We start from the raw sequence: 11,922 nt of genomic DNA, 5'->3' as shown, positions 1-11,922 counted from the left end.
TTCTGACTTGCTCAGCAGCTCCTTGTTTACCATGAATTGGTTCCAAAATCGGAACAGAACAAGGAAATGGTCGTGATCTTTTCCTGTCCAAAATGTGGCAAAGAGGTTAACCGTTTCTTATGAAAGTCAACGAACCCATTATAATTACTGAGAAAAACGTCACTTTTCTAGGGGGTGGCATAATTTGTGGCACTTTGCTGAAAAAGACACTTTCTCACGCGCCGTGTCTTGTGGCGGCGGATGGTGCGGCGGGGCAGGCGCTTTCGCTGGGGCATCGCCCTGACCGAGTCATCGGCGATTTCGACAGCCTGACGGAGGAAATGCGCGCGGAGCTTCCCGAAGAGTGCCTGATCCATGTGCCGGAACAGGACAGCACGGATTTCGAGAAATGCCTGACGCGGGTGGAGGCGCCGATGATCTTTGGCGTGGGTTTCACCGGCGCGCGGATCGATCATGAGTTGGCGGTCTATGCGACGCTGACCCGTTTTCCGAACCGACGCTGTATCATTTTGGGGACGGAAGACCTGTGTTTCATGGCGCCGCCTGAACTGGTGTTGCCGACAGAGCCGGGGCAGCGCGTGTCGCTTTTTCCGATGGCGACGGTGGCGGGACGCTCGGAGGGGCTGCGCTGGCCCATCGAAGGACTGGATTTCGCGCCGGATCGCCGGATCGGCACCTCGAATGAGGCGGTGGCGACAGAGGTGCGGCTTGAGTTTGATCAGCCGGGGATGATGGTGATTCTGCCACGTGAGAGATGCGACGCGGAGCTGGTGGCGCGGCTGATTGCGGCGCCCAAATGGCCGCTTTAGAACGCGGTTGGATCGCCGGGGACAGCGGGTTTTTGCAGGTTCACGCGCTCGCGGTGGATCAGGTAAAGCCCGGCAGCGACAATCACCGCGATGCCGAGCCAGACCACGGGCGAGGGGAAATCGCCAAAGATCAACAGCCCCGCAAGGGTTGAAAACGCCAGCTCCAGATAGGCCAGAGGCGCGATGGTGGCGGAGGGCGCGAGGGTGAGCGCGAGCGTCAGCCCCTGATGCGAGAGCGTGGCGGCAATGCCGACGCCGATGAGCCAGAGCCAGAAAATGCCCTGGGGCATCGCCGGATCGAGCGGGCCACCGGAGCCATCAAAGATGACCAGCAAAGGCAGCGCGACGATCAGGGCGGCGAGCGCCGTGGTGCTTTGCAGCGCGACCGGGTGGTAATGGCGCAGGGCGCGGGTCACCAACATGTAGCAAGAGAAAAAGAACCCGGCGGCGAGCGGCAAAAGAGCAGCGGAGCCGAAATTCAACAGGCCGGGGCGCACCACGATCAACACGCCGACAAAGCCAATCAGCGCGGCAAGGATACGGCGCGGGCCGACCTCTTCGCCAAAGAGCATCCAGCCGAGGAGGAGAATGATGAAAGGCTCGACAAAGGTGATCGCCAGCGCATCGGCCAAGGGCATGATCGAGACGGCCCAGACAAAGGCGAAAGTCGCCGCCAGCGTGAAAAGCCCACGCAGAAAAATCAGTGCCGCATCGCGGGCCGAGTGCAGCATCGGCAAACGCATCACCAAGGCGATGGGCAACAACAAAGCGCCCTGCACCAGAAACCGCGCGGCGGTGATCTGGCCGACCGCATGTTCGGCGGCGGCGAGCTTGGCAAAGACGTCGATCACCGGCGCGACGGCGCAGTAGATCAGCATCATCGCCATGCCCAGAAGCGGGCGGTCTTGTTTGGGGGAGGCGCTTTGTGTCATGCGCCCATTTGCGATGCGCGCTGTTGGGGATGCAAGCTTTGTGGCTGTGCGTCGCTGGTTTTGCGGTGAGAGGGAACGCTCACCTCACGCGTCAGGTCGGGTCAGGATATAGAGCGCGCCAATGCCGATCAAAACGGCCTGAAGACCGAGATATATCGGCGGGATGCGCAGGATCAGGGTGGGGATAAAGCTTGAGAGCATCATCGTGATCGACAGCACCTTGATCCGGCGGGGGATGGCGCCGGTTTCCTCCCAGGCGCGAATGCTGGGGCCAAAATGTCCGTGATTCAGCAACCATGCCCGCAAACGCGGCGAGCCTTTGGTGAAAAAGAATGCGGCCAGGATCAGGAAAATCGTGGTCGGCATCACGGGCAAGAACACACCGATAAAGCCCAGCACCACGCAAAGCGCGCCGAGTGTCAGATGTATGTATTTCACGATCCGGTCCGTCATGGGGAGAGCCTGACATAGGTGTCTTTCGAAATCATCTACGCCAGATGTCGCGGCTGTCCAGTTTTCATCCGAAATTGGTCGCGCTAGACCTTGATTTTGTCTGTCAAAACAGCCCGCAGGGGACTATAACTGGGGCCTATAACGGGGGGCCTGTAAGCGGCAAGATACCGCCACACCCTCAGTGAGAGACCTCAACCGGAGCCACACCATGTCCGACACGCTGTCGCCCATTGATACCGCCAAATTCGTCGCCGCGAAAAAGGCGGTGGATTATGTCGAGGACGGCATGAAGATCGGGCTGGGCACAGGTTCGACCGCCGCCTGGATGGTGCGCTGTCTGGGCGAAATGGTGCGCGAGGAGGGGCTCAATATCGTCGGCGTTCCCACGTCGTCGCGCACGGCGGAACTGGCGCGACAACAGGGGATCAAGGTGATTTCCCTCGATGAGGCGAAATGGCTCGATCTGACGATTGACGGCGCGGATGAATTCGACGCCGAGCTGAACCTGATCAAGGGCGGCGGTGGCGCATTGTTGCAGGAAAAGATTGTCGCGACGGCGTCCGATCAGATGATCGTCATCTCGGATGTCTCGAAACAGGTCGATATGCTGGGCGCCTTTCCCTTGCCCGTCGAAGTGATCCCCTTTGGCTGGCAGACGACGAAGGCGCTGGTCGAAGAAACTCTGGTCTCGATGGATGTGTTGGGTCAGCAATCGACGCTCAGGATGAATGGTGAGGCGGCCTATGTCACCGATGAGGGCAACCACATCATCGATTTGCATCTGCAACGCATCGGCAATGCGCGGCAGCTTGCGCTGGTGCTTAATCAGATCCCCGGCGTGGTGGAAAACGGCCTTTTCATCGACATTTGCGACAAGGTGATCATCGGCCATGGCGACGGGCGTGTGACGACGCGCGACATCATCTCCGGCGAGGAGAGCGAGGATCAGGTCGAATTCGAAGAGAGCGAAAATATTTTCGCGGATCTCGACTGAGACCCAAAAGCTTGCCCTTTGGGGGCCGGCTTTTGAGATGTTTCTAGGCAGGTTCTTTTGAAGCTAAAATTTACTCTGCGACCTGCGCAAGCGGGTGACATTTAAGAGGAGATGACATTGCGGTCGATACTATTGCTTGCGGCGCTCGGTTGTTTGAGCGGATGCCAAGGCGAGACCTTTAGTCGTTTCGAAGTGGTCTTGAAAGACGACGCGGTACATGAAGCAGAGGTCTACAGGGAAACCAAGGCTCAGCTTCTAGAGCAGATGCCCGATATGGGAGGTCGTTGCGCTGTTGAGGAGCGCTCCACCATATGTCGCTTCCCGGATCAATTCGGACAGCCATCGACAGAGATTTCCGCGGAACATGGACAAAACGGTGAAGTGACCCTGAGCGTCGCGTCGACTTTTCGGAATAAAACGCCGTCGGTCGGAAGCGAGAGTGAGCGATATGATCTTCATATGCGTTTGGTGGCATGGGTGAAGACAAAATTTGTCAGTTTCTATAATTTGTAAGTCTCTATAACAAGTCGCCCAAGTGATCTGTTCACCTTGGCGGTACGTTGTGCAAGTTGCGCGTGTCGTGGAGGGGCTGCGTCTCAGCGCATGACCATAACCGCAAGGACCCCGTGCGGCTTTCGCGGGGTTTTCCTTTGCGGGCAAACCCCCTACATCTGTCTCAACTTTAGAATTGTTCAAAAGGCGGGACTGATGGATTTCGACTATGATCTCTTTGTGATCGGCGGTGGCTCTGGTGGCGTGCGCGCGGCGCGGTTGACGGCGGCGGACGGCCATAAGGTGGCGATGGCGGAGGAATTCCGCATGGGCGGCACCTGTGTCATTCGTGGCTGTGTGCCGAAGAAACTCATGGTCTTCGCCTCGCAATATTCCGGCCATGCCGAGGATGGCAAGAAATACGGTTGGGACATCCGCATCGGCCAATTTGATTGGGCGCATTTTCAGGGCAAGTTGAAGGACGAGCTGTCGCGTCTTGAGGGCATCTACACCAAGAACGCTGGCAATGCGGGCGTCGAGATTCTGCACCAGCGCGCCACGGTCAAGGACCCGCACACCGTCGTGCTGGCCGATGGCACGGAGAAGACCGCCAAACACATCCTGGTCGCTGTGGGCGGCACGCCCTTTGTGCCGGACAACGTGCCGGGGATCGAACTTGCGATCACTTCCAACGAGATTTTCGACATTCCCGAACTGCCGAAACGCATCCTGATTGTCGGCGGCGGCTATATCGCCTGTGAATTCGCCTGTATTTTCAAAGGCCTAGGTTCCGAGGTGACGCAATATTATCGCGGCGCGCAAATCCTGCGCGGCTTTGATGACGAGGCGCGCGGCCATATCGCGGAGCTGATCGACGAGCAGGGCATCAACCTGCATGTCGGCACCGATGTCGAGCGTTTGGAACAGCGCGACGATGGCATTTGGGTCAAGGCCACGGATGGCCGCGAAGGCACCTTTGATGTGGTGCTTTATGCCACGGGTCGTAAACCGGCGACGGCGGGGCTTGGTCTCGAAGAGGCGGGCGTCGAAATGGGTCGCTATGGTGAGGTCAAGGTGGATGACTATTCTCAGACCAACATCCCCTCGATCTTTGCCGTGGGCGATGTGACCGACCGCATCCAATTGACGCCGGTGGCGATCCGGGAGGCGGTGGCCTTCCACGAGACGGTGTTCAAAGGCAATCCCATGAAGCCGGACCACAGCAACGTGCCCTCCGCGATCTTCACCCAGCCGGAATATGGCACGGTGGGGCTGACCGAGGAACAGGCCCGCGAAGAGGGGCCCGTTGAGGTCTATTCCGCCGCCTTCCGCCCGATGCAGAACAGCTTTATCGAGAAAAATCACCGGGTGATGTTCAAACTGATCGTCTGCGCGGACACGCGCAAAGTGCTTGGCTGTCACATCATCGCACCGCAGGCGGGCGAGATGATCCAGCTTGCGGGTGTGGCGGTGAAAATGGGCGCCACGAAAGAGGATTTCGACGCCACCGTGGCGGTGCACCCGACCATGGCCGAAGAGATCGTCCTGATGAAAGAGCCGATCCGCGTCCATAAGTGAACATTTGCCGGGATTTAAACGGGCTGCGACACCGTCGCCCCCTTGAAACCCGGCCCCAGAACGAACAGGTTACACAGGAGCCTTGGCCCGACAGAAATTCCGACAGGATTTTTCTGCCGGGCCAGACCCATACGAGAGAGGACTTGACCTTAATGGCCAGCAACAATGGCGGACCTTGGGGCGGCGGCGGTGGAAATCGCCCGACCGGAGGAGATAACCGTGGCGGTGACAACCGCGGCAACAACGGCAATCGCCGTCCGGGCGAACAACCGCAAATCCCCGAGATTGATGAAATGCTCAACAAGGGCAACGAATACCTGAAGGTGCTGATGGGCGGCAAAGGTGGCGGCAATGGTCGCTCCGGCGGCTCCGGTGGTGGCGGTCCGCATCTGTCCAAGGGCATGATCGGCCTTGCTGTGCTGGGCGCCATCGGTCTTTGGGCCTTTTCCTCTTTCTACACCGTAAAGCCCGAAGAACAGTCCGTTGAGCTGTTCCTCGGTGAGTTTTACAAAATCGGTCAGCCGGGTCTGAACTTTGCGCCCTGGCCGCTGGTCAGCTACGAAAAAGTCATCGTCACTGGCGAACGTACCGAGAATGTCGGCGCCGCCGGTCAAGACAGCACGGGCATGATGCTGACGACTGACGCCAATATCGTCGATATTGATTTCCAAGTGGTTTGGAACATCAACGATCCGGCGAAATACCTCTTTAATCTGAGCGATCCGCGTCAAACGGTGCAAGCCGTGTCCGAAGCCTCGATGCGTGAAATCATCGCGGCGTCGACTCTGGCGCCGATTCTCAACCGTGACCGCGGGCTGATCGCCGACAATGCGATGACCCTGATCCAGTCTACGCTCGACAGCTATGACAGCGGCATCACCGTGATCCGCGTCAACCTCGACAAAGCGGATCCGCCCACCGAGGTGATCGACGCTTTCCGCGATGTGCAGGCTGCCGAGCAGGAACGTGACCGTCTCGAACGACAGGCCGATGCCTACGCCAACCGCGTCCTTGCCGGTGCGCGTGGTACGGCCGCACAGATCGTGGAAGAGGCCGAGGGCTATCGCGCTCAGGTGGTCAACGCCGCCGAGGGTGAGGCCAGCCGATTCAGCGCTGTGCTTGAGGAATATAAGAACGCACCTGATGTGACGCGCAAACGGCTCTATCTCGAAGCGATCGAAGAGGTTTACGGCGGCATGGATAAAATCATCCTGGATGATGCTGCCGGAGGCGGGCAAGGCGTTGTGCCCTATCTTCCGCTCAATGAGCTGCGCCGCAGCACCACGAATGAGGGGTCGAACTGATGAAAAAACTTCCCATTATTTTCGGCCTGATCTTTGTCGCCATCGTTCTGGTGATGTCCTCGCTCTTCATCGTGGACGAACGCCAGAAAGCACTCGTGCTGCAATTCGGTCAGATCAAATCCGTGAAGGAAGACCCGGGTCTCGCCTTCAAAATCCCGTTCATTCAGGAAGTGGTCTATTACGACGACCGCATTCTGTCGCTTGAAACCCCGGAGATCGAGGTCACGCCCTCGGATGACCGCCGTCTTTTGGTTGATGCCTTTGCGCGCTATCGTATCACAGATGTGGTGCGCTTCCGTCAGGCCGTCTCCACCGGTGGTGTGCGTCTGGCCGAAGATCGCCTCAAAGGCATTCTGAACGCCCAGCTTCGCGAAGTCTTGGGTGCGGATTCTGTCACCTCTAACACTGTGATCTCTGCCGACCGTGGCGCTCTGGCGCTTCGCATTCGTGATCAGGCCCGTGCAGAAGCGTCCTCTCTCGGTGTCGATATCGTGGATGTGCGTCTGAAACAGACCTTCCTGCCGGATCAAAACCTTGAAGCCACCTTTGCCCGGATGCGGGCCGAACGTGAACGCGAGGCCGCCGACGAGCGGGCGCGGGGGGAAGAGGCGGCGCAACGCGTGCGGGCGCAGGCCGACCGGACCGTGGTCGAGCTTGAATCCGATGCGCGTCGTCAGGCCGAGATCACCCGCGGTGAAGCAGATGCGGCGAAGAACAAAATCTATGCCGATGCTTACGGGGCCGACCCGGAATTCTTTGAATTCTATCGCTCTCTCGATGCCTATCGTGCAGGTCTGAAAGGGTCCAATACGACGATGGTGCTGTCGCCTGACAGCGAGTTCTTCGATTACCTGAAGTCCGACGCCGGGCGCTAAGTCTCGCGCGACAAGTCATTGAAAAGGGGCCTGTTTCGGGCCCCTTTTTCTTTTTCTCTCGCTTGTCTCGTCCGGTTTATAGGGGGTCTTTTCCTCGCATTAACCTTCATCAGATTAACCTGAATGCCACAGAGGGAGCCGTGAGACGGGTGCTCCATAGGGCCTTGGCCGACAGGGGCTCTACAAGATCGCGTGAGATGACAGCGCTGCGCCCGAATTCCCCCCGAAATTGCCGCCTTTCTCCTTGTCACACCCCGCTCACATGCTGTTGACTGAACGCGACCGACATTGAGTTGTGTTGCTCAACCCCTATTTGTACCCCTGAGGACAGTCGCCCGCGCTGCACAAGAGAAGCGAGATGCTCTCTAACCGCGCATCATACGGAGGATATTAAACCTATGACACAGGCCGTGACACCGGCTCGCGCCGTCACTTTCACCCCTCAGGACACGCGCGTTGGTTTGCGCATGATGGTTCTGGCGCTGATGGGCGCCCTTGCGATCATGTTCCAAACCATCGCGGCAGAGGCGCGTGGCGCGCCGGAAACTTTTGCCGATCTGGCGGAAAAGGTCAGCCCCGCCGTGGTCAACATCACCACCACCACCGTGGTTGAGGCCTCCACCGACCAACAACCCATCGTGCCCGAAGGCTCGCCTTTCGAGGATTTCTTCCGCGATTTCATGGACCGCAATGGTCCCGGAGGTCAGGCTCCGCGCCGGTCGCAGGCTCTGGGCTCCGGTTTCGTCATCTCTGAAGACGGCTATATCGTGACCAACAACCACGTGATCGAAGGCGCCGACGAGATCGAGATCGAGTTTTTCGAAGGTTTCACCTTGCCCGCAAAACTCGTGGGCACCGATCCGAAAACCGACATCGCCGTGTTGAAAGTCGAAAGCGACAAGCCCTTGGCTTACGTGCCTTTCGGGGACAGCGATGTCGCTCGCGTCGGCGATTGGGTGATGGCCATGGGCAACCCGCTGGGTCAGGGCTTTTCCGTCTCCGCCGGTATCGTGTCGCAACGTGGCCGGGCGCTGTCGGGTGCTTATGACGATTACATCCAGACCGACGCCGCCATCAACCGAGGCAACTCTGGCGGGCCGCTCTTTAACATGGACGGTCAGGTGATCGGCGTGAACACCGCCATCCTGTCGCCCAACGGCGGCTCCATCGGCATCGGTTTTTCGATGGCGTCGAATGTGGTGTCGAAAGTGGTCGATCAGCTCAAGGAATACGGCGAAACCCGTCGCGGTTGGTTGGGTGTCCGCATTCAACGCGTGACCGATGATGTGGCCGAGGCCATGGGGCTCGAAGAGGTCAAAGGTGCTCTGGTCACCGATGTGCCGGACGGTCCCTCGAAAGATGCAGGCATCGAGAGCGGCGACGTGATCCTGTCCTTTGACGGCAAAGATGTCGCCGACGACCGCGCCCTCGTGCGCACAGTTGGTGAGACCGAGGTCGGCAAGGCCGTGCGCGTCGTGGTGTTCCGCGATGGCAAGACCAAGACGCTGATGGTCACTTTGGGCCGTCGTGAAGAGGCCGAAAACGTGGCCTTCCCGGTCGAAGGCGAAGGCATGACCCCGCAAGCGCCGGAAACGGTTCAGATGCTGGGCCTGACGCTTCAGCCTTTGGATGACATGCTGCGCGAAGAGCTTGGCGTTTCTGCCGGGACCACCGGTCTGGCCGTGGTCGAGGTGGATGAGGCTTCCGAGGCCTTCACCAAAGGTCTGCGGGCGGGCGACGTGATCACCGAAGCCGGCCAGCAAAAGCTCGCAAGCCTCTCCGATCTGGAGGCCCGCGTCACCGAGGCGCAAGAGGCCGGTCGCAAAACCGTCCTGCTTCTGGTGCGCCGCGCTGGCGAGCCGCGCTTTGTGGCCTTGGGGGTCGGCGAGTAACGCCCCCCATCAAGACATGCGAAAGGCGGCTCCTCGGGGCCGCCTTTTTCGTTTGGGGCTTCTGTGTCAGGCGTCCGACAGCTGTTCTAGAACAAAATCGGCGCGGGTTTCGACATCGGTTTTGGGCAAAATGACCGGCGTGTAGCCAAGCGCGCGGTAGGCCTAGAGCAAACGATGATATTCCTCTCTCGCCTCCGTCAGGCTGTGCTGCCGTTCGGCGTCCGCGTGATCCCCCGTGGTGTGCGCCTCGTCGATGTGCGCCCTGAGCGCGGCTCTGTCCTGTTCCGCCAAATGCATCGCGCGTCTGGCAAAGGCTTCGAGATCGACCCATGGCAAAGCCTTGCCGTCGGAACGCAACTCCTCCGCGACGATCCTGCGGCCGGGTTCCTCAACGGTGCGAAAGCCTCTTTGGGCCAATGCGGTCAGAAGTGTCGATTTCCCTCCGCCGGAACATCCAGATAAAATCACATGCCGATGTGAGGCTTGGTTCTGCATGACCGCTCCTGAGATCACTCCTCGCGGGCGACTTCCTTAAGCCCCAACTGCCGCGCGGCGGCCAAGGACAGCACCTCGCTGTCCACGCTCTGTTCCACCTGAAAGGCCCGGATCGCGCGCCGGGTGGCGTGGTCCATACGGCCATGGGCCTGCCCCTGATAATAGCCACGCGCGGCCAAGGCACGCTGCACGGAGGCGATGAATTCGGGCGTCCAATCCTCGCGGCAGAGCGTTTCGAACCACAATTCCTTGCGCTCGCGGACGATCTCCTGACGGGTCTCGGTGCGGTACACGGCGGGGTAGGTCACGGCGCCCGAGGCGTCGATTTGCGGCGGTTGCACCAGCACCTGTTCGGTGACGGTTTCGATGATCGCGGGCGTCACGTGGCGGGCGTAACAGGCATTGGGATCGGCCCCAGGAGGTGCGCCGGGGGTTTCAGCGGCGCGCAGAATTTCGGATTCGGATGTATCCATCTGGCAGGCGGCCAGAACGGCAGCGGCCAATAAGAACGCGATCGGCCCGCGTGAAAAATATCCTGTCATCTGCTCGCCTGTTTATTTTGACCCATTCGGGAAAGTTTCTCCCATGCTACCCTGATCTTATGATTTTCCAAAGGTCGAATAAGATGCAGGCGCGGGCACGGGGTTTGCCTAAAAACTGGACAGTATCCGAGGATGAGCCTGAGACAAAGGCCGGACTGATGGTCGCGACGTAATGGCCCTTTTCTCGCGTCCCCCGTCGCGCTAAAGCAGGTGTCGAAAAACGTCCCCTTGGTCGTATAGGGCCTCTAGGGCACGTCAGACGAGAACAGGCTTTCAGCCTCAGGCGAGAGCAGCGGAAAGGAATAAGCCCATGGTCAAAATCACCTATGTCGAATTCGGCGGCACCGAGCATGTCGTGGATGTCCCCGTGGGACGCACCGTGATGGAAGGCGCACGCGACAATGGCATTCCGGGCATCGACGCCGATTGTGGCGGGGCCTGCGCCTGTTCCACCTGCCACGTCTATGTGGCGCCCGAATGGGTCGAGAAACTCCCCGAACGTGACGACATGGAAGAAGACATGCTCGATTTCGCCTTCGAGCCCGATCCCGTACGCTCGCGTCTGACCTGTCAGATCAAAGTAACCGAGGCGCTCGAAGGCCTTCTGGTCAATATGCCTGAAAAGCAAATCTGATGCTGAAACTGGCCGCTTTGTTTGCCCCGGCGGCCAGTCTCTTTGCTGCCCCTCTTGCCGCCGCCACGATCAGCGGCGCGCATTATGCGGAGCCGACGGAGGTCTATGGCCACGGAGCGGTCAAAGACGGCGAATATGCCCGACTGGTCGTGACATTGGACGACGGCACCACGCGCGAGGCCTCGTTCAAGAAAAGCGTGTTCGAAGACACGGCGCCCCGGCTTCATGATTTCAACGGCGACGGCGCGCCGGAGGTGGTGACGGTTGTCAGCGGCTTTGTCACCGGCGCCTGGGTGCAGGTCTGGTTCCTTGACGATCAAGACCGGCTGATCCCGGCTAAGGCCAGCGCCCCCATCGGCCAACGCCACCGCTGGCTCGCCATTGCGGGCATTGCCGACTTCGATGGCGATGGGGTGGACGAGATCACCTATGTCGACCGTCCACACCTCAAGAAAGAGCTGGTGCTCCTGCCGGTCGATTTGACCCGTGAAGGCATGTTGGTCCCCTCGGCGCGACTGTCCGGTTTGACCAACCATCATCTCGGCGCGGCGGAGATCGAAGGTGGTGTAAGAGACTGCCGTGATGAAGCGCCGGTGATCCTGACGGCGGATGCGGAGTGGAGGCAAATTGTCGAGACGCGCTGGCAAGCCGGGGAATTGGTGTCAACGCCCGTTGGGCCTTATGAAGGCCCTGCGTCTTTCGCGCCGTTCCTGACCTGTCCGTAAAAGGGGCGCTGCCCCTCTGGCCTTACAGGCCATTCACCCCGGGATATTTAACGACAAAAGAAGTACGCGCCCTCATCCGCTAAGAGGCCTAGGCGTATCCCTCTGTCCTCACGGAAAACCGATACGGACAGAGGGCTTCTTCCGTCACGGTCATCGGCGTCCCCGTACCGTGCTTGCAGCATGGCCGGTTAAGGTTA

13 protein-coding genes are annotated in these 11,922 nt (G+C 59.5%); 9 read left to right on the top strand and 4 right to left on the bottom strand.

Features of this window, described 5'->3' with window-relative positions; genetic code table 11:
- Nucleotides 1-194: 194 nt before the first annotated feature.
- Nucleotides 195-809 (top strand): thiamine diphosphokinase, encoded by a 615-nt coding sequence (locus tag ACN0X0_RS12730; RefSeq protein ID WP_417279457.1) that lies wholly within the window; start codon nucleotides 195-197, stop codon nucleotides 807-809.
- Here the strand turns inward: ACN0X0_RS12730 and ACN0X0_RS12725 are convergent.
- A complete protein-coding gene (locus tag ACN0X0_RS12725; RefSeq protein WP_417279456.1) occupies nucleotides 806-1,741 on the bottom strand; it encodes a DMT family transporter in 936 nt (311 codons plus the stop codon). The two genes, ACN0X0_RS12730 and ACN0X0_RS12725, sit on opposite strands and share 4 nt — an antisense overlap.
- An 84-nt stretch (nucleotides 1,742-1,825) precedes the next feature.
- Nucleotides 1,826-2,194, bottom strand: coding sequence for a YbaN family protein (locus ACN0X0_RS12720; protein ID WP_226553069.1), 369 nt, complete (start codon nucleotides 2,192-2,194; stop codon nucleotides 1,826-1,828).
- Nucleotides 2,195-2,402: 208 nt separating this feature from the next.
- Here ACN0X0_RS12720 and rpiA point away from each other — a divergent pair, with 208 nt between their 5' ends.
- The 6 genes from rpiA to ACN0X0_RS12690 all read left to right on the top strand — a co-directional run bounded on the left by rpiA (nucleotide 2,403) and on the right by ACN0X0_RS12690 (nucleotide 9,329).
- Nucleotides 2,403-3,188 carry a ribose-5-phosphate isomerase RpiA gene (rpiA, locus tag ACN0X0_RS12715; RefSeq protein WP_417279455.1) on the top strand — a complete coding sequence of 262 codons (786 nt, stop codon included), beginning with the start codon at nucleotides 2,403-2,405 and terminating at the stop codon, nucleotides 3,186-3,188.
- A 117-nt stretch (nucleotides 3,189-3,305) separates the two neighbouring features.
- Nucleotides 3,306-3,701 (top strand): hypothetical protein, encoded by a 396-nt coding sequence (locus ACN0X0_RS12710; RefSeq protein ID WP_417279454.1) that lies wholly within the window; start codon nucleotides 3,306-3,308, stop codon nucleotides 3,699-3,701.
- A 195-nt stretch (nucleotides 3,702-3,896) separates the two neighbouring features.
- Nucleotides 3,897-5,258, top strand: a complete 1,362-nt coding sequence (gor, locus tag ACN0X0_RS12705) for a glutathione-disulfide reductase (protein WP_417279453.1) — start codon at nucleotides 3,897-3,899, stop codon at nucleotides 5,256-5,258.
- Nucleotides 5,259-5,410: 152 nt separating this feature from the next.
- Nucleotides 5,411-6,562: an FtsH protease activity modulator HflK gene (hflK, locus tag ACN0X0_RS12700; RefSeq protein WP_417262152.1), complete on the top strand. Its 1,152-nt coding sequence runs from the start codon at nucleotides 5,411-5,413 to the stop codon at nucleotides 6,560-6,562.
- Nucleotides 6,562-7,437, top strand: coding sequence for a protease modulator HflC (gene hflC / locus ACN0X0_RS12695; RefSeq protein WP_417262151.1), 876 nt, complete (start codon nucleotides 6,562-6,564; stop codon nucleotides 7,435-7,437). The genes hflK and hflC overlap by 1 nt, the downstream gene beginning before the upstream one ends.
- A gap of 467 nt (nucleotides 7,438-7,904) precedes the next feature.
- Nucleotides 7,905-9,329: a Do family serine endopeptidase gene (locus tag ACN0X0_RS12690; RefSeq protein WP_417279519.1), complete on the top strand. Its 1,425-nt coding sequence runs from the start codon at nucleotides 7,905-7,907 to the stop codon at nucleotides 9,327-9,329.
- A gap of 162 nt (nucleotides 9,330-9,491) precedes the next feature.
- Here ACN0X0_RS12690 and ACN0X0_RS12685 read toward each other — a convergent pair whose 3' ends face one another.
- Together ACN0X0_RS12685 and ACN0X0_RS12680 are read right to left on the bottom strand one after the other, a co-directional pair.
- Nucleotides 9,492-9,824: an AAA family ATPase gene (locus ACN0X0_RS12685; RefSeq protein WP_417279452.1), complete on the bottom strand. Its 333-nt coding sequence runs from the start codon at nucleotides 9,822-9,824 to the stop codon at nucleotides 9,492-9,494.
- A gap of 14 nt (nucleotides 9,825-9,838) precedes the next feature.
- On the bottom strand, nucleotides 9,839-10,366 hold the full coding sequence (locus ACN0X0_RS12680; RefSeq protein ID WP_417279451.1) for a peptidoglycan-binding domain-containing protein: 528 nt from the start codon (nucleotides 10,364-10,366) through the stop codon (nucleotides 9,839-9,841).
- A 310-nt stretch (nucleotides 10,367-10,676) separates the two neighbouring features.
- Here ACN0X0_RS12680 and ACN0X0_RS12675 point away from each other — a divergent pair, with 310 nt between their 5' ends.
- Together ACN0X0_RS12675 and ACN0X0_RS12670 are read left to right on the top strand one after the other, a co-directional pair.
- The gene (locus ACN0X0_RS12675) at nucleotides 10,677-11,000 is read left to right on the top strand and encodes a 2Fe-2S iron-sulfur cluster-binding protein (RefSeq protein WP_167602005.1); all 324 of its coding nucleotides are present in this window, start codon (nucleotides 10,677-10,679) and stop codon (nucleotides 10,998-11,000) included.
- Nucleotides 11,000-11,725 (top strand): FG-GAP repeat domain-containing protein, encoded by a 726-nt coding sequence (locus tag ACN0X0_RS12670; RefSeq protein WP_417279450.1) that lies wholly within the window; start codon nucleotides 11,000-11,002, stop codon nucleotides 11,723-11,725. The genes ACN0X0_RS12675 and ACN0X0_RS12670 overlap by 1 nt, the downstream gene beginning before the upstream one ends.
- Nucleotides 11,726-11,922: the final 197 nt, after the last annotated feature.

It is taken from the genome of Celeribacter sp. (assembly GCF_048270365.1).
Lineage (GTDB): Bacteria > Pseudomonadota > Alphaproteobacteria > Rhodobacterales > Rhodobacteraceae > Celeribacter.
Note: the sequence above shows the minus strand (reverse complement) of the source record. Positions and strands in the feature narration are given on the sequence as shown.

What these genes read in the sequence shown, in the direction of transcription:
- ACN0X0_RS12725 (WP_417279456.1), bottom strand. Translation starts at nt 1,741, where the DNA reads ATGACACAAAGCGCCTCCCCCAAACAAGACCGCCCGCTTCTGGGCATG.
- ACN0X0_RS12720 (WP_226553069.1), bottom strand. Translation starts at nt 2,194, where the DNA reads ATGACGGACCGGATCGTGAAATACATACATCTGACACTCGGCGCGCTT.
- rpiA (WP_417279455.1), top strand. Translation starts at nt 2,403, where the DNA reads ATGTCCGACACGCTGTCGCCCATTGATACCGCCAAATTCGTCGCCGCG.
- gor (WP_417279453.1), top strand. Translation starts at nt 3,897, where the DNA reads ATGGATTTCGACTATGATCTCTTTGTGATCGGCGGTGGCTCTGGTGGC.
- hflK (WP_417262152.1), top strand. Translation starts at nt 5,411, where the DNA reads ATGGCCAGCAACAATGGCGGACCTTGGGGCGGCGGCGGTGGAAATCGC.
- hflC (WP_417262151.1), top strand. Translation starts at nt 6,562, where the DNA reads ATGAAAAAACTTCCCATTATTTTCGGCCTGATCTTTGTCGCCATCGTT.
- ACN0X0_RS12690 (WP_417279519.1), top strand. Translation starts at nt 7,905, where the DNA reads ATGATGGTTCTGGCGCTGATGGGCGCCCTTGCGATCATGTTCCAAACC.
- ACN0X0_RS12685 (WP_417279452.1), bottom strand. Translation starts at nt 9,824, where the DNA reads ATGCAGAACCAAGCCTCACATCGGCATGTGATTTTATCTGGATGTTCC.
- ACN0X0_RS12680 (WP_417279451.1), bottom strand. Translation starts at nt 10,366, where the DNA reads ATGACAGGATATTTTTCACGCGGGCCGATCGCGTTCTTATTGGCCGCT.
- ACN0X0_RS12675 (WP_167602005.1), top strand. Translation starts at nt 10,677, where the DNA reads ATGGTCAAAATCACCTATGTCGAATTCGGCGGCACCGAGCATGTCGTG.
- ACN0X0_RS12670 (WP_417279450.1), top strand. Translation starts at nt 11,000, where the DNA reads ATGCTGAAACTGGCCGCTTTGTTTGCCCCGGCGGCCAGTCTCTTTGCT.